17 protein-coding genes are annotated in these 19,283 nt (G+C 65.3%); 7 read left to right on the top strand and 10 right to left on the bottom strand.

Annotated elements, in window-relative coordinates; all coding sequences use genetic code 11:
- Positions 1–211 precede the first annotated feature (211 nt).
- Positions 212–1,108, top strand: a complete 897-nt coding sequence (locus RM190_RS18680) for a LysR family transcriptional regulator (protein WP_311760976.1) — start codon at positions 212–214, stop codon at positions 1,106–1,108.
- Positions 1,109–1,111: 3 nt separating this feature from the next.
- Here RM190_RS18680 and RM190_RS18675 read toward each other — a convergent pair whose 3' ends face one another.
- From RM190_RS18675 to bhcA, 9 genes are all read right to left on the bottom strand, one after another.
- Positions 1,112–1,816 carry a class I SAM-dependent methyltransferase gene (locus RM190_RS18675; protein ID WP_311760975.1) on the bottom strand — a complete coding sequence of 235 codons (705 nt, stop codon included), beginning with the start codon at positions 1,814–1,816 and terminating at the stop codon, positions 1,112–1,114.
- A gap of 61 nt (positions 1,817–1,877) precedes the next feature.
- On the bottom strand, positions 1,878–3,125 hold the full coding sequence (locus RM190_RS18670; protein ID WP_311760974.1) for a urate hydroxylase PuuD: 1,248 nt from the start codon (positions 3,123–3,125) through the stop codon (positions 1,878–1,880).
- Positions 3,126–3,361: 236 nt separating this feature from the next.
- The gene (gene uraH / locus RM190_RS18665) at positions 3,362–3,712 is read right to left on the bottom strand and encodes a hydroxyisourate hydrolase (RefSeq protein ID WP_311760973.1); all 351 of its coding nucleotides are present in this window, start codon (positions 3,710–3,712) and stop codon (positions 3,362–3,364) included.
- An 11-nt stretch (positions 3,713–3,723) separates the two neighbouring features.
- Positions 3,724–5,064: an 8-oxoguanine deaminase gene (locus tag RM190_RS18660; RefSeq protein WP_311760972.1), complete on the bottom strand. Its 1,341-nt coding sequence runs from the start codon at positions 5,062–5,064 to the stop codon at positions 3,724–3,726.
- 11 nt (positions 5,065–5,075) lie between these two features.
- Positions 5,076–6,557 carry a nucleobase:cation symporter-2 family protein gene (locus RM190_RS18655; protein ID WP_311760971.1) on the bottom strand — a complete coding sequence of 494 codons (1,482 nt, stop codon included), beginning with the start codon at positions 6,555–6,557 and terminating at the stop codon, positions 5,076–5,078.
- 34 nt (positions 6,558–6,591) lie between these two features.
- Positions 6,592–7,554, bottom strand: coding sequence for an iminosuccinate reductase BhcD (gene bhcD, locus RM190_RS18650; protein ID WP_311760970.1), 963 nt, complete (start codon positions 7,552–7,554; stop codon positions 6,592–6,594).
- Positions 7,554–8,729, bottom strand: coding sequence for a 3-hydroxy-D-aspartate aldolase BhcC (bhcC, locus tag RM190_RS18645; RefSeq protein WP_311760969.1), 1,176 nt, complete (start codon positions 8,727–8,729; stop codon positions 7,554–7,556). The genes bhcD and bhcC overlap by 1 nt, the downstream gene beginning before the upstream one ends.
- 9 nt (positions 8,730–8,738) lie before the next feature.
- A complete protein-coding gene (gene bhcB, locus RM190_RS18640) occupies positions 8,739–9,698 on the bottom strand; it encodes a beta-hydroxyaspartate dehydratase BhcB (protein WP_311760968.1) in 960 nt (319 codons plus the stop codon).
- Between the two features lies 1 nt (position 9,699).
- Complete coding sequence (gene bhcA / locus RM190_RS18635) at positions 9,700–10,890, bottom strand: L-aspartate--glyoxylate aminotransferase BhcA (RefSeq protein WP_311760967.1); 1,191 nt, start codon at positions 10,888–10,890, stop codon at positions 9,700–9,702.
- A 183-nt stretch (positions 10,891–11,073) separates the two neighbouring features.
- Here bhcA and bhcR point away from each other — a divergent pair, with 183 nt between their 5' ends.
- The 3 genes from bhcR to RM190_RS18620 all read left to right on the top strand — a co-directional run bounded on the left by bhcR (position 11,074) and on the right by RM190_RS18620 (position 14,482).
- Positions 11,074–11,904 (top strand): HTH-type transcriptional regulator BhcR, encoded by an 831-nt coding sequence (bhcR, locus tag RM190_RS18630; RefSeq protein WP_311760966.1) that lies wholly within the window; start codon positions 11,074–11,076, stop codon positions 11,902–11,904.
- A gap of 169 nt (positions 11,905–12,073) precedes the next feature.
- The gene (locus tag RM190_RS18625) at positions 12,074–13,717 is read left to right on the top strand and encodes a DUF6345 domain-containing protein (RefSeq protein ID WP_311760965.1); all 1,644 of its coding nucleotides are present in this window, start codon (positions 12,074–12,076) and stop codon (positions 13,715–13,717) included.
- A 63-nt stretch (positions 13,718–13,780) separates the two neighbouring features.
- Positions 13,781–14,482, top strand: a complete 702-nt coding sequence (locus RM190_RS18620) for a pentapeptide repeat-containing protein (protein ID WP_311760964.1) — start codon at positions 13,781–13,783, stop codon at positions 14,480–14,482.
- Positions 14,483–14,487: 5 nt separating this feature from the next.
- Here RM190_RS18620 and RM190_RS18615 read toward each other — a convergent pair whose 3' ends face one another.
- The gene (locus RM190_RS18615; protein ID WP_311760963.1) at positions 14,488–16,113 is read right to left on the bottom strand and encodes an SARP family transcriptional regulator; all 1,626 of its coding nucleotides are present in this window, start codon (positions 16,111–16,113) and stop codon (positions 14,488–14,490) included.
- A 101-nt stretch (positions 16,114–16,214) separates the two neighbouring features.
- Between RM190_RS18615 and RM190_RS18610 the strand changes: the two genes are divergently transcribed.
- From RM190_RS18610 to RM190_RS18600, 3 genes are read left to right on the top strand one after another with little or no spacing between them, the layout of a single operon-like run.
- Positions 16,215–17,303 (top strand): phosphatase PAP2 family protein, encoded by a 1,089-nt coding sequence (locus RM190_RS18610; RefSeq protein ID WP_311760981.1) that lies wholly within the window; start codon positions 16,215–16,217, stop codon positions 17,301–17,303.
- Positions 17,294–17,512: a hypothetical protein gene (locus RM190_RS18605; RefSeq protein ID WP_311760962.1), complete on the top strand. Its 219-nt coding sequence runs from the start codon at positions 17,294–17,296 to the stop codon at positions 17,510–17,512. The genes RM190_RS18610 and RM190_RS18605 overlap by 10 nt, the downstream gene beginning before the upstream one ends.
- On the top strand, positions 17,509–19,239 hold the full coding sequence (locus RM190_RS18600; RefSeq protein ID WP_311760961.1) for a hypothetical protein: 1,731 nt from the start codon (positions 17,509–17,511) through the stop codon (positions 19,237–19,239). Before RM190_RS18605 ends, RM190_RS18600 begins: the two co-directional genes overlap by 4 nt.
- Positions 19,240–19,283 lie beyond the last annotated feature (44 nt).

Raw genomic sequence — 19,283 nt, 5'->3', positions numbered from 1 at the left:
GCTCAGGCGAAGATAGTCAAGTAACGTATCCCGAGATCCCGCCGCGCTCAGGCTGATCTCGGTCCCGTTGAGTAAAAAACGAAGGTCGCTGCCCATCAAGTCCTCGCTCGGGTCGCTGTTGAGACCAAGCGTAGTGCCGATTTGACCTTTGCGAAACGATCGATTGAGCATAAGACTTTCAGCCGTTCTTTGAAAGAGGCTGGGGCCAACCGTGCCATATCTTGAAAGTCTTCGGGTGTTTGTCAGAGTTGTCGAACTCGGTTCGATCACGGCCGGCGGACGCGACATGCGCATGTCCCCGGCAGTCGCCTCGAACCGTATCAAGGACCTGGAGACGCGTTTCGGGGTCCGGCTGCTGAACCGCACCACGCGCAAGCTGGTCCCGACCGAGGTTGGCCGCGCCTTCTATGAAAGCGCGCGACGCGTGATCGAGACGCTGGACGAGGCCGAGGCGGTCGTATCCGGGTTTTCGGGAATGCCGCATGGCGCATTGCGCGTCACGGCGCCACTGGGGTTGGGGCGCAGGCTGATCTCACCCCTCGTGCCGAAATTCTGCGAGGAATATCCGGGGGTCGAGATCCGGCTGCGTCTGTCCGACCGCAATGTCGACATCATCGCGGACGGAATCGACCTGGCTTTCTTCCTGGGCGAGCCGCAGGACTCTGCGCTGAAGTGGCGGCGGATCGCGGAATGCCGCCGGGTGCTGGTGGCAACGCCGGGCTATCTGGAAAAACACGGGATGCCGGAAAAGCCCGATGATCTTGTCAAGCACAACTGCCTGCTGCTGCGCTATCCGCGCAGCCCGGAATATTACTGGGTGCTGAAGACGGCGGAAGGCCCGCAGAAACTGCTGGTGAACGGGCATTTCGACGCCGATGACGGCGACGTGCTGACCGACTGGGCGCTGGAAGGCTGCGGCATCGCCAACCGCCCGCATTACGAGGTGGCAGAGCATCTTGAGGCGGGGCGGCTGAAGCTGATCCTGCCCGAAGCGCCGCCGTTGCCAGCGCAGTTTGGCGTCCTGACCCCGCATCGGCGGCTTCAGGATCCGAAGGTGCGCCTGTTCGCCGATTTCATCGCGCGCGAGACCAAGCGGCATTTCTCCTGATCGTCAGGACTTTACCCATTCCATCAGGTGAAGGTAGGGCGCGCGGTCATATCGGGCGCGGCGCTTGGCCTCGCCCCCGGTGGCGTGGGGTTCGTCGAAATGCGCAAGCCGCAGCCCCTGGGCCAGAAGCGGGCGCATATAGGCGTGGAACGGGCGATGCCAGTTGCGGATCAGGATGCCCCGCCAGCTGACCCATTCGGCGCGCGGTTCAAGGTAGTTGTCGATCAGGAAGCCGCGACTGCTGTCGCCTTCGCCCTGCCATTTTCCGGCGGTGCTGAACGAGTTCAGGTTGGCGACAAGCAGCGTTCCACCTGGCCGCAGGACGCGCGCCATCTCGGCGATGGCGGTGTCGATGTCGTCGATGTCGATCAGGGTCAGATAGCTGACGACCAGATCGAAGCTTTCGGGCGCAAGGGGCAGGGCCTCGGCGCGGGCCTCGATATACTCGCCCTGGGGGTCGCGTTCGCGGGCGGTCTGGATCAGGCGGGCCGTGGGGTCGATGCCGGTTGCGGCAATACCCAGCGGTGACATCAGGCGGCAGAAACGACCCTCGCCGCAGCCGACGTCCAGGGCGTTCCGAAAACCGCGGCCCCGGATGCGGTCCAGCATTGGGGCGTCAAGCACATGCAGGCGCGAGAAATCGCCGGTCTCGCCCATATCGGCGATCCATGCCTCGGCCGAGGCGTCCCATCCATTGCCGCTATCCATGCCAACCCCTGCTGAAACGAGAGGTTGCCTTAGCGCAAGTTGAAACGCCGGGCAAATCCGTTCACTTCGCGGCAAGAGCCTTGGGCAGGCCGCGATACCATTCAACGATGGCCTTCCGCTCGGCAGGTTCCATGAAGCTGACGTTGGCGGGGGGCATGGCGTCGGTCAGGCCCGCCTGGACATAGATCTGGCGCGCGGCGCGGGTGATGTCGTCCGGTGTTTCCAGCAGGACACCCCGGGGGGCGGTGTGGATGCCCTCATACGAGGGCTCCCTTGAATGGCACATCGAGCAGCGGCCCATGACCGCGCCATAGGCGTCGTCCCAGCCGGGCGCGTCGACCATGGCCTGCTGGGTCGGGGTCAGGACGCGCGCCTCGGCTTCCTCGAGCGTCTGGCGGAACATAGGCGCGGTCGACAGCCACATCACCAGGATGAACAGGATCGCGGTCACGGCCCAGGTCCACCACAGCATGCCCTTGCGTGCGTGCATGGTGTTGAAGAAGTGCCGGATCGTCACGCCCATCAGGAAGATCAGCCCCGCGATCAGCCAGTTGTAATGCGATGCGAAAGCCAGCGGATAGTGGTTCGACAGCATCAGGAAGACAACCGGAAGCGTCAGGTAGTTGTTGTGCGTCGAGCGCAGCTTAGCGATCTTGCCGTATTTCGGATCGGCAGGGCGCCCGGCCTTCAAATCCGCCACCACGATGCGCTGGTTCGGCATGATGATCAGGAAAACGTTCGCGGTCATGATCGTCGCGGTAAATGCGCCCAGATGCAGCATGGTCGCGCGGCCGGTGAAGATCTGGTTGTAGCCCCAGCCCATGACCAGCAGCATCCCGAACAGCAGCAGCATCAGAAGCGTGGGCGTGTCGCCCAGCTTGGATTTGCAGAGCGTGTCATAGACCAGCCAGCCGATCGACAGCGACGCGGCCGAAATCAGGATCGCCTGCCAGGGAGCCAGCTCCATCTTGGCGGGATCGATCAGGAACAGCTCGGACCCGACCCAATAGGTCACCATCAGCAGCGCAGCGCCCGACAGCCAGGTCGCGTAGCTTTCCCATTTGAACCAGGTCAGGTGGTCGGGCATCCGTTCGGGTGCGACCAGGTATTTCTGGATGTGGTAGAAACCACCGCCATGGACCTGCCATTCCTCGCCATGCGCGCCTTTCGGCAGGCCGGGGACTTTCTGAAGGCCCAGGTCGAGGGCGACGAAGTAAAAGGACGAACCGATCCAGGCGATCGCGGTGACGACATGCGTCCAGCGGATTGCGAAGGCCAGCCAGTCCCAGATCACGGCGAAATCGGACATGCAGTGCTCCTGTCTTGCTGAGCCGGACCCTATCCCAATCCGGGGCTTGCAGAAAATCGGCACGAGTGCCGTGGCTGTCTTAAGGCTGCGTTGAAAATCCTATCGCCATTCCTGCGGTTGAAATGAAAAAAAGGGGGCACTCGCCCCCTTTTCAGGCCCATTCCGTGGCTGCACGGCAATAATGGGCATCGGATTACCCGCCTGTTCCCGCGTCGGGACATGGGCTGCCCCGACTGTCAGCTGCCGCGATAGGTCGAGTAGCCATAGGGCGAGATCAGCAGCGGGACGTGGTAATGGTCCTGTTCTGACATGCCGAAGCGCAACGGGATCACGTCAAGGAAGCGCGGCTGCGCGGCCTTGTGGCCCTGTGCGTCCAGCCAATCGCCGACGTGGAACACAAGCTCGTACTCCCCCGTCTCGAATTCGCTTTCCGGCAGGATCTGGCTGTCGGTGCGCCCGTCATGGTTGGTGACGGTTTCCTTGATCAGGCGGCGGCCGGAATCAAGGCGGAACAGTTCGATCCGCATGCCTTGCGCAGGTGCGCCATTGGCGGTGTCGAGAACATGGGTGGTCAGAAAGCCGGCCATCGGGGGTCCTTTCAGTTGGCGAGGCGGATGGTGGCCGTGCGGGCCTGTTCGTTCAGCTTGCGGGTGTCGGCGGTCAGCAACTGGTGGTCGCGGACGACCGCGCGGCCTTCGACATAGACCCCCTTCGCTCGCATCGGCGCGCAGAAGACCAGTGCAGCGACCGGATCCCATTGGCCCGCCGCCGCGAGTTCGGTCACGTCCCAAAGGACAAGGTCGGCGCGCTTGCCGGGTTGCAGGCTGCCAAGATCGCTGCGACCCAGGACGCGTGCACCGCCAAGCGTGGCGATTTCCAGTGCCTCGCGCGCGCCAAGGGCGGCCGGGCCATTCTTCAGCCGTGCCATCAGCATGGCCTGACGCGCCTCAAGACCCAGATGCGAGCAGTCGTTCGAGGCCGAGCCGTCGACACCAAGCCCGACCGGGACGCCCGCGTCCCGCATCTGCCGGACCGGCGCGATTCCCGAGGCCAGCCGCGCGTTCGAACAGGGGCAATGCGCGACGCCCGTGCCGGTGCGCGCGAACAGGTCGATTTCCTTGTCCGACAACTTCACGCAATGGGCGTGCCAGACGTCGTCGCCGGTCCAGCCAAGGCTTTCGGCGTAATCTCCGGGCAACATCCCGAAGTTCTCCAGCGAATAGGCGATGTCCTCGTCATTCTCGGCCAGGTGGGTGTGCAGGCGCACGCCCTTCTCGCGGGCAAGGATCGCCGCATCGCGCATCAGCTCGCGGCTGACCGAGAAGGGCGAGCAGGGGGCCAGCCCCACCTGCACCATCGCGCCGGGATTCGGGTCGTGGAAGGCCGCGACCAGACGTTCGCTGTCCTTCAGGATCGCGGCCTCGTCCTCGACCAGGGAATCCGGGGGCAGGCCGCCCTTGCTTTCGCCGATGGACATGGCGCCGCGGGTGGCGTGGAAACGGATGCCGATTTCGGTCGCGGCCTCGATGCTGTCGTCAAGGCGCGCGCCGTTCGGGAAAAGATACAGGTGATCGGACGAGCAGGTGCAGCCCGAAAGCGCCAGCTCGGCCAGGCCCACCTTGGCCGACAGGCGGATGTCACCGGGCGTCATGCGCGCCCAGATCGGATAAAGCGTCCTGAGCCAGCCGAACAGCGCCGCGTCCTGTGCGGCAGGCACGGCGCGGGTCAGGGTCTGGAACAGGTGGTGGTGGGTATTGATCAGGCCCGGAGTGACGACGCAGCCTTTGGCTTCGACGATCTCGGCGCCTTCCGAGGGTAGGTTCGTGCCGATGGCGAGGATAACCCCGCCATCGATCAGAACGTCTCCGCCCGCGATCTCGCGCCGGGTTCCGTCCATTGTGACGACCACCTCGGCCTTGCGGATCAGGGTTCGGGTCATGTGAGTTCCTTTCAGTGGGCTTCGGCAGCTCGGCCGGCGGCGCACAGTTCTTCTTCGGTCGCATTGGGTGCGCCATTGAAGTACCAGTTCAGCGCCACCGCCGAAAGAGTTGCCAGCAGGATGCCGGAATGGATCAGCGGGTTCAGCGACCGCGGCATCCACTGGTTGAAATCGGGCGCGACCATCGGGATCATCGCCATGCCAAGCGAGATCGCGACCACGAACAGATTGTGGCGATTGCCCGCGAAATCGACATTGGCAAGGATACGGATGCCGGTCGCGGCGACCATGCCGAACATCACCAGGCCAGCGCCGCCCAGGACGGTTGTCGGCAGCGATTCCACCAGCGCGCCCATCTTGGGGATCAGTCCCAGCACGATCATGATGACCCCGCCCGCCACGCAGACAAAGCGCGAGCGGATGCCGGTCACGCCGACAAGCCCGACGTTCTGGCTGAACGAGGTATAGGGGAAGGTGTTGAACAGACCGCCAAGCGCGGTGCCCAGACCATCGACCCGCAGGCCGGCGGACAGGCTTTTCGGCGTCACCTTGCGGCCGCAGATCTCTCCCAGGGCCAGGAACATGCCGGTCGATTCCACCATGGTCACGAACATGACAAGCAGCATGGTCGCAATCATCACGGGGTCAAAGATCGGCATGCCGAAGTGGAACGGCCGGATCGGTGCGAACCAGGCGGCCTCGGCCACCGGTGCGAAGTGCATCATGCCCATGACCGCGGCCAGGATGCCGCCGCCGATGATGCCCAGAAGTACCGCGATGTTCGACACGAAGCCGCGGCCAAAGCGCGACAGCAGCAGGATCGCGCCCAGAACGACAAGGCCGATGATGATGTTCTCGGCCGAGGCATAGGCCGGGTTCGGCACGGTCGGCAGCAGCTTCACGCCTTCGGGGACGCCTCCGGTTGCGATCGCGGCGTTCAGCCAGTCCTGCTGTGCAGGATCGACGATCTTGGGCGCGGTCGGACCGACCGGCAGGCCGAATATCCAGTTGATCCCGATGGGCATCAGGCTGACGCCGATGGCAAGAATGACGGTCCCCGTCACCACGCTGGGAAAGAAGCGCAACAGCCGGCCCACGAAGGGGGCCAGGAAGATCGAGATGATGCCCGCCGCGATGATCGAGCCGAACAGCATCCGCGCCCCCTCCATGCCGGGGTTGGAGCTGGCGATCGACACCATCGGGCCGACGGCTGCGAAGGTCACGCCCATCATCACCGGCAGGCGGATGCCAAACCACTGGGTCGCACCCAGCGACTGGATGATCGAGACCAGACCGCAGACGAACAGGTCGGCCGAAATCAGAAAGGCCACGTCCTGCGGCGAAAGCTGCAGGGCGCGGCCCACGATCAATGGAACGGCGATGGCCCCGGCATACATGACCAGCACATGCTGGAAGCCGAGTGTAAAGAGCCGGGGTGCCGGCAGGATTTCCTCGACCGGGTCTATGACCCGGTCGTTGGTTTCTTGCGTCATGTTTTCCTCCCTTAGTCCTGTTGATTAGGCCCGGTCAGATCTCGACCTTCTGAGCGAGGCCTTTTCTTTCTGCCAGTTCGACGACCTTGGCAGCGACCGCGAGGTCCTGCAGGCCGACGCCCGTTCCGTCGAAGATGGTGACTTCGGCACCATCGCGTCCGGGATGGGTTCCATTCACCACCGCACCGATCTGGGTGATCGCCTCCTCTGCGATCAGCCCCGCGGCGATGGCGTGCTGGAATTCTCCGATGCTGACCGATTGCGCGATCTCGTCGGTGTAAAGCCGGGCGCGGGCAACCAGCGCCGGGTCAAGTTCCTGCTTGCCCTTGGTGTCGGTGCCCATTGCCGCGATATGCGTCGGGCCGGTGACGTGGGCGTCAAGCAGCATTGGCGAAAATGCCGAGGTGATCGAGATGATGACATCGGCCTCGGCCCCAAGGCGGGGCAGGTCGACGGCCTCGAAAGGCAGGTCCAGCTCGGCCGCGGTATCGGCCAGGCGCGACAGCATCTCGGGATGGGGGTTCCAGCCGATCACCTTGTCAAAGCGGTGGATGCGAGCCGCGGCGCGCATCTGGAATGCCGATTGATGACCCGCTCCGATCATGCCCAGCACCTTCGCGCCCTTCGGCGCGAGATGCTTGATCGAAACGGCCGAGGCTGCCGCGGTCCGCAATGCGGTCAGCAGGTTGCCCCCGACAGCCGCGGCGACGCGGCCGGTATCGGCGTCGAACAGGAAGATCGTCGACTGGTGGTTGATCAGCCCATGCTTCTGGTTGTTCGGCCAATAGCCACCGGCCTTCAGGCCCAGCGTCAGCGCCGCGCCGTCAAAACCGCCCTTGAAACCGTAAAGCGCATCCTCGTGCCCGATCGCTTCACGCACGACGGGAAAGTTGTAGGCCTTGTCCGAGGCCATCGCGGCGAAGACCTGCTCGATGGCGTCGAAGGCGGCCTCGGGGGTCATCAGACCCCCGATTTCCTTTTCAGCGACGACGAGCATCAATAGCCCTTCCCGCGGGCCGAAACCGGCCAGACGCTTTCGACCTTGCCGTTCCGAACACCGACATACCAGTCATGGACGTTGCAGGTCGGGTCGCAATGGCCCGGAACCAGGCGCAGCTTCTCGTTCACCTTCAGCACGCCCTTGGGATCCGAGATGACGCCGTGCTCGTCCGAGCATTTGACGTATTCGACATCGTCGCGGCCATAAACGAAGGGCAGGCCGCTATCGACCGACTGCGCTTTCAGTCCCGCGTCGCAGATCGCCTTGTCGGCTTTCGCATGGCTCATGACCGAGGTCAGGATGAACAGCGCGTTTTCCCACTCGCCCTTGTCGATGCGATGCCCGCCTTCGTCCTTGATGCGGCCATAGTCGGCATCCATGAAGGCATAGGAACCGCATTGCAGTTCGTTATACACGCCGGAATTCGACTCGAAGTAATAGCTGCCGGTGCCGCCGCCCGAAACCAGCTCGGGCGAAAGACCCGCTTCCTCCAGCGCTGCCACGGCTTCTTTCACCTGCGCGATGGCGGCGTCGAGCTTGGTCTTGCGGTCAACGAAGCTGTCCATGTGCTGCATCGCGCCCTGATAGGCCTGGATGCCGGTAAATTTCAGGCCCGGCGCGGCATCGACGGCCTTGGCGATCTCGACAACGGCGTTGGCAGTGGTCACGCCGCAGCGGCCGGCGCCACAGTCGATCTCGATGAAGACCTCAAGCTGGGTGCCGTGGCGCACGGCTGCGGCCGACAGGTCGGCGACATTCGCCAGATCGTCGACGCAGACGATGATGCGCGCGCCGAATTTCGGCAGCCGTGCCAGTCGGTCGATCTTGGCGGCGTCGCGCACCTGGTTCGACACGAGGATGTCCTTGATCCCGCCGCGGGCAAAGACCTCGGCCTCGGACACTTTCTGGCAGCAGACGCCGATGGCGCCGCCCAGCTCCTGTTGCAGCTTCTGCACGTCCACGGATTTGTGCATCTTGCCGTGGCTGCGGTGGCGCATGCCGTGGGCCTTGGCATAGTCGCCCATCTTCTTGATGTTGCGCTCCAGCGCGTCCAGGTCGAGCACCAGGCAGGGCGTCTGGATGTCCGCCTCGTCCATGCCGGGCAGGGCGGGGATGTCATAGCCGACGTCGAAGCCAGCAAAATCCGAAGCGATCGTTCTCGGGGCGTTCATGACGGGTCCTCAGTTCCAGGGCAGCTTGTCGAGATCGACATTGCCGCCGGTGATGATGATGCCGACGCGCTGGCCGGCGAAAATGTCGCGGTTCTTGATGATGGTGGCCAGCGGCACGGCACTGGACGGCTCCATCACGATCTTCATGCGCTTCCAGATCAGCTTCATCGCGTCCACGATCTCGTCCTCGGTCGCGGTCAGGATGTCGGTGACGTGGTTCCTGACGAAATGCCAGGTCAGTTCCTTCAGCGGCACCTTCAACCCGTCGGCGACGGTTTCGGGGGCGTCATCGGCGATGATGTGGCCGGCGCGGAAGCTGCGCGCGGCGTCGTCTGCGTTCAGCGGCTCGGCGGCGAAGACTTTGACCGAGGGCGCAAGGTTCGAAAGCGTCAGGCAGGTGCCCGACACCATGCCGCCGCCGCCGATGGGCGCGACCACGGCATTCAGTCCTTGGACCTGCTCGATCAGTTCGGCCGAGCAGGTGGCCTGACCCGCGATGACGCGCCAGTCGTTATAGGGGTGGACGAACTCGGCCCCGGTTTCGGCGACGACCTCGGCAAAGACCGCCTCGCGCGAGCTGGTCGAGGGTTCGCATTCCACCACACGTCCGCCATAGCCACGCACGGCGTCCTTCTTGGCTTGGGGCGCGGTCCGCGGCATGACCACGGTGCAGGGAATGCCCCGGCGACCGGCGGCATAGGAAAGGCAGGTGCCGTGATTGCCGCTGGAATGGGTTGCGACGCCCTTGGCAGCCTGCGCATCCGAAAGCCCGAAGACCGCGTTGCTGGCACCGCGCGCCTTGAACGCGCCCGCCTTCTGCAGGTTCTCGCATTTGAAGAACAGCTCCGCGCCGACCAGCTCGTTGATGAAGCTGGAGGTCAGGACCGGCGTGCGGTGAATGTGGGGCGCGATGCGTTCGCGCGCCTCCACCATATCCGAAAGGGTCGGAATGTAATCCGTATCAAGCATCTCAGGCAGCTTTCTTGAGAGCGGTCGCGGTCGAGGCGCGGTAATGCTGCTGCGCGGCGGCGACGCCCGAGCCAAGGGTGATCGGCAGGCCCAGATCGGCCATGACCATTTCGGCGACCGCAAGCCCCGACAGTGCCATCGCGTCGGTCAGGCTGCCCAGGTGGCCGATGCGGAAGACCTTGCCCGCGACTTCGCCAAGGCCGGTGCCAAAGGCCATGTCATAGGTGTCCAGCGCATGGCTGACGATCAGGTTCGCGTCGAAGCCTTCCGGCACGCGGATGGCGCTGACGCTGTCCGAGTAAAGCTCGGGGCGGGCGGCGCAAAGCTTCAGGCCCCAGGCTTCGACCGCGGCGCGAACGCCTCCGGCGATGCGGTGATGACGGGCGAAGACGTTCTCCAGCCCCTCGGTCAGGATGCGTTCACAGGCTGCGTTCAGCCCGTTGATCAGGCCGACCGGCGGGGTATAGGGATAGCCGTTGCGGGCATAACCGGTCGCCATGTCGCGGATGTCGAAGAAGGTGCGCGGCAGCAGCGCCGTTTCGACCGCTTCCATCGCCTTGGGCGAGAAGCCGACGATGGCAAGGCCCGGCGGCAGCATGAACCCCTTCTGGCTGCCGGTGACGGCAATGTCGACGCCCCATTCGTCCATGCGGAAGTCCATCGAGCCGATGGAGCTGACGCCGTCGACGAACAGCAGCGCCGGGTGGCGGGCGGCATCCAGTGCGCGGCGGACGGCGGCGATGTCGGATTTCACACCGGTTGCGGTCTCGTTATGCGTGGCCAGGACGACCTTGATCTCGTGGCCCTTGTCGGCGGTCAGGATTTCCTCGAACCGCGCGGCGGGAATGCCTTCGCCCCAGGGCGTCTCGACCTTGGTGACGTCCAGGCGATGGCGCTGGCACATGTCGATCCAGCGATGGCTGAACATGCCGTTGCGCGCGGCCAGAACTTTGTCGCCCGGCGACAGCGTATTGGTGATCGCGGTTTCCCAACCGCCCGTTCCCGTCGAAGGGAACAGGAAGACCTGGGCCTGCGTGGTCTTCAGCACCTTCTTCACGCCCTCCAGGGCGGGATGCAGCATCCGACCGAACACCGGCGAGCGGTGGTCGATGGTGGGCATGTCTACGGCCTTGCGCAATTCCTCGGGGATATTGGTGGGGCCGGGGATGAAGATCGGGTTTTGACTGGTCATGGTGCTTCCTCCTGCACTTGTGACCAGCCTATGCCCGGCTGTCCATTCCGGCAATTTTTCTGAAAAATATTTCGCAATCGCGGAAAAATACGTTATTCCTGTTCTGGATCAGATGTTTGGGCTTTTTCATGAATGGATTTGTATTTTTTACGAATCCGCGTATCAGTCGAAAGGATTCTTTGAATGTCGGCCGAACCACGGAAAAGGGGGCGTCCGCGAGGGCGCAGCGGATCGGATGACAGCGGCGGCGTCCGGGCGCTGGACCGGGCGCTCGACATTCTGGATGCGATTGCGCAGGCGAACGGGCTGACGCTCAGCGAGATTGCGCAGCGGCTGGATCTTGCCCCTTCGACTGTCCACCGGGTGCTGGTGACGCTGGCCGGGCGCGGCGTTGTCGAAAGCGATCCGCAAACCCAAGCCTGGCATGTCGGGCCGACGGCCTTCCGTCACGGTTCGGCATTCATGCGCCGTTCTGGCCTGGTCGAACGCGCACGCCCTGTGCTGCGGCGATTGATGGAGGTTACGGGCGAGACGGCGAACCTTGGCATCCTGAATGGTGACGCCGTTCTGTTTCTCAGCCAGGCCGAGACGCATGAGACGATCCGTGCCTTTTTCCCGCCGGGGACTCGCTCGGCGCTGCATGCCTCGGGGATCGGCAAGGCGCTTCTGGCCCATGCCCGCCCCAACGAGTTGCGGCGCATGATCCAGGGACTGAAGCTGGAGCGGTTCACCTCGACCACCCTGTGCGAGGCCGATGTGCTGGTCGCGGACCTGCTGCGCATCCGCGACAGGGGCTATTCTCTGGACAACGAAGAGCGCACGCCCGGCATGCGCTGCATCGCCGCCCCGATCTTCGACCTGTCGGGAGAGGCAGCGGCCGGGATCTCGGTTTCGGGGCCACTGCACCGGATGAGCGATGACCGCCTGGAGGAAATTGCCCGTGCCGTGATCCGCGCGGGACGCGAACTTTCCTTCGGCATGGGGCCGGGTCAGGGCGACGAATCGACCCCATAGGGGGCGATGATGCCGGGGTAACGGCAAGCCGTTGATTTATCATCGGCAAGGGGTGTTGTGCCCTGTCCCGGAACGCCTCGATTCGGTGATTCACGGGGCTTTCACGGCGTTCGTCCTAGCCTCATGGCGACCGCATGACGGTCATGAGGGAAAGTGACAGGAGCCGTGGATGCAAAGCCCCAGCCGCGATCTGGCCGTGACACCCGCAGGGCAGAACGATCTGCCTTCGCCATCCATGGTGTTCAGGCAGACGTCACAGGATCCGGCCGAGGATGAAGGGGGTTTATCCAGCTGCATTTATGGGGCCTGTTCTGCCGAAACCTATCGCGCGGCAGGCTCGCTTCATGCCGCGCATCGCGATGCGGGCGGCTTTCTGGATGGTGTCGACCGTTTCTCCACGCCGGAATTCTGGCGGCGTGATGACGCGGTGAAATCCTGGATCTATCGCGGACCCGATCCTCAGGCGGCGGTGCCCCTGTGCATGGACGGGGTCCGGGTCTTCTATCATTCGGGTCACGGGGGCACGGATGATGACGGTCAGTTCCGCCTGCCGATGGGCGCGATGTGGAACGGCACCGACGCCAGCATCGGATCGCAAGACATGCAACTTGGCGCGGATCGCCTGCGCTATCTGTTCTGGTCGGCCAGTGAATCCCTGCGGCTGCGTGACGGCCACGCCCCGACCCGCGCCTGGGCGGGGGCGAATGCCGGGCTGCGCATGATGCTCGGGTTCGATTCCGTCTGCTGGGACAGTGACCGTCAGGGAGCGGAGTTCTGGCGGCACTGGGAAATGGGAAAAAGCCTTTCGCAATCCTGGCTGGATGCAAGTGCCGAGGTTTCGACCGACCAGATCGCCTCGGTCTGTGCCATGGCCGAAACGGCTGAGGGGGCGGTCTCCCGACTGTTCGACGAGCGCCGCTTTTCCCCCGAGAGGGGAGCGCCCACATGGTGGGCCTGGCGTTGGACCCAGTCTCTGGCCGAGCAGCATCATGGCGCCGTGACCGCGGTCCCCGGCGTCCCCCGCTGCTTGCGGCTGCTTCATCCGCAGGACGACCTTGCGATGGCCAGGACAGTGCTGCGACATGTCGGGATCGAACCCGGCACCGTTCCGCTGGACCGGGTCGAGGGTGTTCGGCTGACCCATGACGGGCTGCGCTTCCTGCGCGATGCGCGCGGCGATCTGCTTCTGGAATACGCGGCGCCCGCGCGTGGTACCCGGGGCGTGGTGTCATTGCATCGCCGCGCATTGATCGCGCGGGCGCGGGCCGCGCTGCGCCAGCATGGCGTGCTGGCGGGCGGGGTCGATCTTGCTTTCGACCGCATCCTGATCTCGATGTCCGCAGGCGTCGGCCTTGGCGCCCGGCGTGAGGTGCTGCCCCAGGTCGTTGACGATCTGATCGTCCAGTTCCGACAATGTTTCCACGGGATTTCCGTCCTGTCGCCGGATAGCGGCTGGGTCCGGGTGGTGATGCGCAGCGACGGCAGCCTGATGCGGATCGAAACGCGCCTGCGGAGTCTGGCGCATGATGCTCAGTCTGCATCCGGGCCGGCGGCGCGCGACCCCAATCCCCATTCCTCTTCGGACAAGCCGGATGTCTCCCATCTGCTCGCGCGCCAATCGGCCCTGCTTCTGCGCGATCTGGCCGCGCGCGGGGCGGCACCCCTGACGCCGCGCATCCTGCCCGGCCTGACCGAGATCGGCTATGCGATCCGCAGCAATACCGCCCGGCTTGTCGCAAGGCAGGGGGTCGAGATCACCTGCGTGCGCGGCTTTCGAAAGCGTTACTGGATCCAGTCAGACCTGGGAGACTGAATCCAGTGGCCCGGGGGCGTAGGCAGACTCCCCCGGGCACCCTATCCAACAGGAGGCAGCAGAATGACGGAACACAGCCGTGACGAGATCGTCCGCCGCATTGCCGTCTCGGGCACACTCAGGATGCCGGGCGCTGATCTGGCCGGGCTGGACCTGTCGGGCCTGACGCTGGTGGGGGCGGACCTCAGCTATGCCGACCTGACCGGGGCCGACCTGTCGACGGCGCAGCTTTCGGGGGCAAGCCTCTGGTCCTCGCAGGCCAGCCAGGCGGTATTCCGGGGCGCGAACATGAGCGGGGCGAGCCTGGGACTGGCCGTTCTGGTCGGGGCCGATCTGCGGGACTGCGTGCTGGACCATGCCGACCTGACCGGCGCGCAACTGACCGGCGCCGACCTGACTGGCGCGCAGATGGGCGGCACCTGGCTTGAACCGATCCAGCGCGCGTTGGCGATCGGGGCGCCGCCGCTGCACTATCCCGGTGCCGCCCGTCCGCCGCGCGTCCTGTCCGAGGATGGGGCGATTGCGCCGGTGATCATGCGACGCGGCGACCGGATGGAGCTTCGGCTGAACCAGCCCGCCCGAAAGGTCCATATCGACCAGATGGGCGCGAATGGCGCCGCCGTGCTGACCGGCCCCGAGGAAGAGGCAGTGGCCGATGGTCGCGTCCTGCATTTCCGCGCTGGCGCCCCCGGGACGGCGCGGCTTGTCATCAGTCGGGATGAGGGGAAAACGGACCTTGAGCTGGATGTCAGGGTATCTGGATGACCGCGTTAAAGCCCGGATGCGGTGATCCCCATCAGTCCAGCCATTCGCAGGGTAGAAGCCGGATAATCGGGATCGGCCATCAGTTCCAGGCTGAAATCCGGTTCGATCAGGCGCAGGCGACGCAGGGCATCGGCTGCGCCGGCCTCGTCCCCGCGGTGATAGCGCAAGGCGGCAAGAAAGCGCAGCGAGGGCCGGTTGTCGGCAGCAAAGGCATAGGCGGCGGCGGCGCTGTTCTCGGCATCGCCGAAGCGCCCCAGCCGGATCTGCACCACCGAACGGCGCATCAGCCAGCAGGCGGGTCCAAGCTCGGCCAGCGCGCCCCGCGCGCCGCGGTCGGCTGCCTCAAGCGCCTCGGCGTCGCGGCCGACATCAGTCAGCGCCTGGGACAACGCGTGGCAGGCCATCTCGTTGTCGGGATCGGCCCTGCAGGCGGCGCGCGCAAGTTCCAGCGCGCCGATCGCATCGCGGCGCCACGATGCCGACAGCGAGGCAACGGCCAGCACGACCGGGTTGTTCGGCGCCAGTTCGCGCGCCTGCGAGGCGAAGGCATCGGCCTCGTCCGAGCAGCGGGCGGGATCGTCGGTCAGCCGCTCGATGATCAGCGTGTTGCGCAAATAGGATCGCAGCGCCAGGCTGACCGCGTTTTCACGCTCGGGCGGCAGCGAGGCAAGCACCCTGTCCGCGGCCTCCAGCCGGTCGCGGGAATAGCTGAAGACATCCCAGATCGGAAAGGTCATCCAGTTGGGAGAGGCGGTGCGCCTTGCGCGGTCCAGAAGTGCCACGGTGATCTGGGCCACGGCATGGCGCATGGTCGCGGTTTCATCCGCCGCGCGGATGGCAAAGCGGCGGGTCCATCCGCGCGCCCCGGTCGAGATGTCGCGCATCACCACCATCAGCGTGCAGTCCGCCCCGCTGCCATAGCACATTGCGCCGATCCGCGTGCCGGCTTGCGGGGTGCTGTCGTCGACCTCGTCCGCAAGTGTCGCTGGGATCATCTCGCAGGCGCGCGATGCCGCCTCGTTGATGACCATCTCTCCCATCACGTGGGCGCGGGTGTCATTGCTTTCGACAGGGTCCAGCGCCACCAGATAAAGCGGCTGCTCGCGGGGGGCCGCGACATCGTGGCCATTCATCAGCGCCTGGCGGATCGAGCTTGCGGGTCGCCCGCCCGGAGGCTCGGGTGGGGCGCGCTCAAGGGCGGTCGGACCCTGCGTCTCGGGTGTCAGGCGCAGACGCATGTCGCGCAGCCAGCATTCGAATTCCGGGTCGGGAATGTCGATATCCGCCGCGAATTCGATCGGATTTCCACCCGCATCATAGACCGGGGTCAGGTCGATGCGCAGCCGTTCGGGATCAAGCCCGATCCAGCCGACGCCCGACAGCATGATGTCACGCTCGTCGCTGAACGTGCTGCGCAATTCCCGCAGCATCTGTCGCAGGCTGTCCGAACCCTGCTGCTTGTTGCGGTCGCTCCACAACAGATCCTGCAGCCGTGCGCGGTTCATCCGCAAGTCGGGCGCGGTCCCCAGAAGCGCAAGGGCACCGCGCGCTTTCTGGCTGCGCGGGGTCAGATCTTTTCCGGCGGATCCGCGCAGGCGGACCGAACCCATGAGACTCAGTACGGTGGTCATGTCGATTCGCGAAAAATGGATCGGACCTGAGGCATATTAACCGAATTAGCCGGAGCGAATCGAATAGTTGCTGAACAGGAGGGTGACGGGCCGTGGCACTGATGAATGCTCATAACGCACACAATGCGCATAATGCACATAACGCGCACAACGCGCATTCGGGGGGCGACGCGTCCTTTGCCGCCGAAAGCTTGTCGCTGGCGCTGATCATCGCGCGCGAGGGGATCGGTCTGGCCGAACCTCCTGCGCCAGCCGTACCCCAGCCCGAACCCCTTGCCCCGATCCGCCGCCTGCGCCGGATCGAGGAGGAATTCGCCCACGCAATCCTGATGTTCGAGATGCTCGAGACGCTGACGGTCACGCCACCCCCGGCGGATATGGCTGAAGCCAAGATCAAGCTGGTGGGACGCGGAGCGTCGGGGGACAAGACGCTGCTGACACTGGGGCTGCCCACCGCGGCGAATTTCGAAACCGAAGTGGCGCTGGTTCTGGGCTATGCCGATCTGCGCAGCGAGCGTTTGCCCGAAATCACCGTGCAGACTGCGGATCTCGTGTCCTTTTTCCTGTCGATCCTGCCCCTGCGCGGCGCGCGCGCGCCGATGACGCAGCGGCTGCTGGCGCTGGTGATGGATGTCGCAACCTCGGCCGTGCAGCGCATCAAGCTGGGCTTTGCGACGCCCCGGGCCGAGATGTTCAGCGACCAGGTCCAGCCGATGATCGCGACGCCCCTGCATGGCAGTTTCCCCAGCGGACATGCCACCCAGGCCTTCGCGCTGGCCACCCTGCTGTCGATCCTGACCCGGCAGGACAGCGCGAAGGCCGCCCCCATCCATTCTGACAGCCAGCTTTTCCGCATGGCTGCGAGGATCGCGACGAACCGAACCGTGGCAGGGGTGCATTTTCCCAGCGACAGCGCCGCAGGCGCCATCCTTGGGATCACGCTGGCGCGTTGGCTGGCCGGACGCGCCGGCATCACGTCCGAGCCTTGCCCCAGCATGAACTTCAAGGGCAAGCGATGGGGACAGACCGCCCCGAACCACAGCCGAGACTTCTATATCGCCCGGCTTTGCGAGGTGTTGCAGGGCGATCCTTGCCTGGTGATCGGTTCTCCGGTCGTGGCCCCGGTCTCGGACCTGATCGCCGCTCTTTGGGCCGAGGCCGAGGCGGAATGGGGGCTGAGATGGAGCTGACCGTGCCTATCGGGGCCACGCCCACCTTTGATCTTGCCCCGTCGGCGGAAAACGACGCGCTTTCGCCCGACGGGTCGGCGATCGTCGATTATATGCTGAATCCTCCGGCCAGCGGACCGCGCGCAAGAGAGGGGTTGCAGGCAAGGACCGTCGCCGATCCCCGCGAAACAGCGCTGCGGGCGTTGATCCAGTCGGCTTTCGCGCCATGATCGCGCAAGAGACGTTCTTTTCCGATCCCGAGCTGCTTCGGGACCTGTGGCAGAAGCTGCCGCGCATGACGCCACAGGATCGGACCTGCAGCACGCAGATGCACCGCTCGCACGACCTTCTTTCGCCCCAAGCGCTGCCCAAGGATCCGGACAGCGCGGTCATTGTCGCCGTCATCGATCATGCCATCCCCTTTGCCCATCGCCTGCTGACGGTCGGTCCGGGGCATTACAGCCGTGCGGCCAGCACCTGGGTCATGGACGCGCCGCAAGTCCTGCCGCGCGAGGACATCCCCTTTGGTCAGGAATATCGCGGGGCCGAACTGGACGTGCTGCGCGGCGCGGGTGGACCGCATCCTCTGGACGACGACGCGATCTATCGCAAGCTGTGCCTGCTTGATCCCGCGCGCCCGACCCGCTGGCTGATGCGCGCGGCCAGTCACGGCGCGGGGGTGGCCGGAACCGCGGGCGGGCACGATCCGCTGGACCCAAAGGGCAGGGCGCGTCCGCTGCTGGCGGTCGGCCTGCCCGATTGGGCGCTGGCCGACACGACCGGCGCGGCCATGCCCATGCTGATGCAGGCGGCGGTGATCTTCATCATCAGCCGTGCCCGGATGCTGGCCCGCCAGATCTCGCATGCGGCTGGACAGCAGATCCGCCCGCCCCTGGTCGTCAATATCTCGCTGGGCTTGACCGCCGGATCGCGCGACGGGCATTCGCTGATCGAGCGGATGCAGGACGCGCTGTCCGATGGGCCGGTGCCCGAACTGGGGCAGGTCCATTTCGTCCTTGCCAGCGGGAACAGCCGCCAGCAGCAACTGCATGCCGTGCTGACGCCCGGCCAGCAGATTGGCTGGCAGCTTCTGCCCGATGACCGCACGCCAAGCGAGTTGCAGGTCTGGAGCGCACCGTTGCCTGTCGGTTCCGCTGCGATAGGATTGGGCGTTGCGATGCCGGGGCGCGGTATCGTACGGACCACCTTCACCGCGCCACAGGGGCCCGGAACTCAGGTTGCGCGACTGCGCGACGGGCAGGGCCGCGAACTGGCGCGACTGACACTGCAGGCGATGGAGCGGGGGCAGAAGCTGCGCCAGTGTCTCAGCCTGATCGCGCCCGCCACCGTCACCGAAGAGGCGGGCAAGGTCGTCGCTCCGCCCGGAACCTGGCGCATTGAGCTTCTCCCCATGTCGCCTGGTCCTTGCGAACTTGTGATCGAGCGCGACGATCGCCTGATCGGCTTTCCGCGCGCCGGGCGCCAGTCCCGGCTGATCGAACGCGGCTACAGCCCGCGCGATGCCTCGGGGCAGTGGAAGGGGCGCGATCCCGATCCGCCGGAGTTCATGATCCGCCGGGATGGGACGCTGAATTCTTATGCCTGGGGCGGCTGGCAGATCCGCTGCGGCGGCGTCTTTGCGGGCGATCTTGGCGATCCTGGCTATGGCAGCCTTTTGGGCGGGGGCGAGGCGGGGGACGCGGTCACGCCGTCGGACCGGGGGCCCGCGCTGGCGGGAATGACCGTTCCCGGCAATCGCGGGATCGCCATGCAGGAGATGGGCGGCACCAGCATCGCGGCCCCCCGGCTGACGCGTTGGCTGGCCGATCGCATGGCGATGGCCGATCCCCCGCGCACAAGGGCCGAGGTCATCGCCGCCATCCGCGCGGCCGCGCGTACGGCCCGTCCTGTTCCCTATCTCGACCCACGCCTGCCATGGGAGCGCCGCGATTCATGAGCCGTAAAATCCGCCCCCGGTTCAGGCAGTCATTGCCTGCCGGG

It is taken from the genome of Paracoccus broussonetiae (assembly GCF_031854425.1).
Classification (GTDB): Bacteria; Pseudomonadota; Alphaproteobacteria; order Rhodobacterales; family Rhodobacteraceae; genus Paracoccus; species Paracoccus broussonetiae.
The sequence above is the reverse complement of the archived record's forward strand: the minus strand, read 5'-3'. Positions and strand labels throughout refer to the sequence as shown.

Bases quoted from the DNA above. Each gene is read 5' to 3' on its own strand.
- bhcA (WP_311760967.1), bottom strand. From the start codon at position 10,890: ATGACCAGTCAAAACCCGATCTTCATCCCCGGCCCCACCAATATCCCC.
- RM190_RS18675 (WP_311760975.1), bottom strand. From the start codon at position 1,816: ATGGATAGCGGCAATGGATGGGACGCCTCGGCCGAGGCATGGATCGCC.
- RM190_RS18655 (WP_311760971.1), bottom strand. From the start codon at position 6,557: ATGACGCAAGAAACCAACGACCGGGTCATAGACCCGGTCGAGGAAATC.
- RM190_RS18670 (WP_311760974.1), bottom strand. From the start codon at position 3,125: ATGTCCGATTTCGCCGTGATCTGGGACTGGCTGGCCTTCGCAATCCGC.
- RM190_RS18625 (WP_311760965.1), top strand. From the start codon at position 12,074: ATGCAAAGCCCCAGCCGCGATCTGGCCGTGACACCCGCAGGGCAGAAC.
- uraH (WP_311760973.1), bottom strand. From the start codon at position 3,712: ATGGCCGGCTTTCTGACCACCCATGTTCTCGACACCGCCAATGGCGCA.
- bhcD (WP_311760970.1), bottom strand. From the start codon at position 7,554: ATGCTCGTCGTCGCTGAAAAGGAAATCGGGGGTCTGATGACCCCCGAG.
- RM190_RS18610 (WP_311760981.1), top strand. From the start codon at position 16,215: ATGAATGCTCATAACGCACACAATGCGCATAATGCACATAACGCGCAC.
- RM190_RS18615 (WP_311760963.1), bottom strand. From the start codon at position 16,113: ATGACCACCGTACTGAGTCTCATGGGTTCGGTCCGCCTGCGCGGATCC.
- bhcR (WP_311760966.1), top strand. From the start codon at position 11,074: ATGTCGGCCGAACCACGGAAAAGGGGGCGTCCGCGAGGGCGCAGCGGA.
- bhcB (WP_311760968.1), bottom strand. From the start codon at position 9,698: ATGCTTGATACGGATTACATTCCGACCCTTTCGGATATGGTGGAGGCG.
- RM190_RS18620 (WP_311760964.1), top strand. From the start codon at position 13,781: ATGACGGAACACAGCCGTGACGAGATCGTCCGCCGCATTGCCGTCTCG.
- RM190_RS18605 (WP_311760962.1), top strand. From the start codon at position 17,294: ATGGAGCTGACCGTGCCTATCGGGGCCACGCCCACCTTTGATCTTGCC.
- bhcC (WP_311760969.1), bottom strand. From the start codon at position 8,729: ATGAACGCCCCGAGAACGATCGCTTCGGATTTTGCTGGCTTCGACGTC.
- RM190_RS18660 (WP_311760972.1), bottom strand. From the start codon at position 5,064: ATGACCCGAACCCTGATCCGCAAGGCCGAGGTGGTCGTCACAATGGAC.
- RM190_RS18600 (WP_311760961.1), top strand. From the start codon at position 17,509: ATGATCGCGCAAGAGACGTTCTTTTCCGATCCCGAGCTGCTTCGGGAC.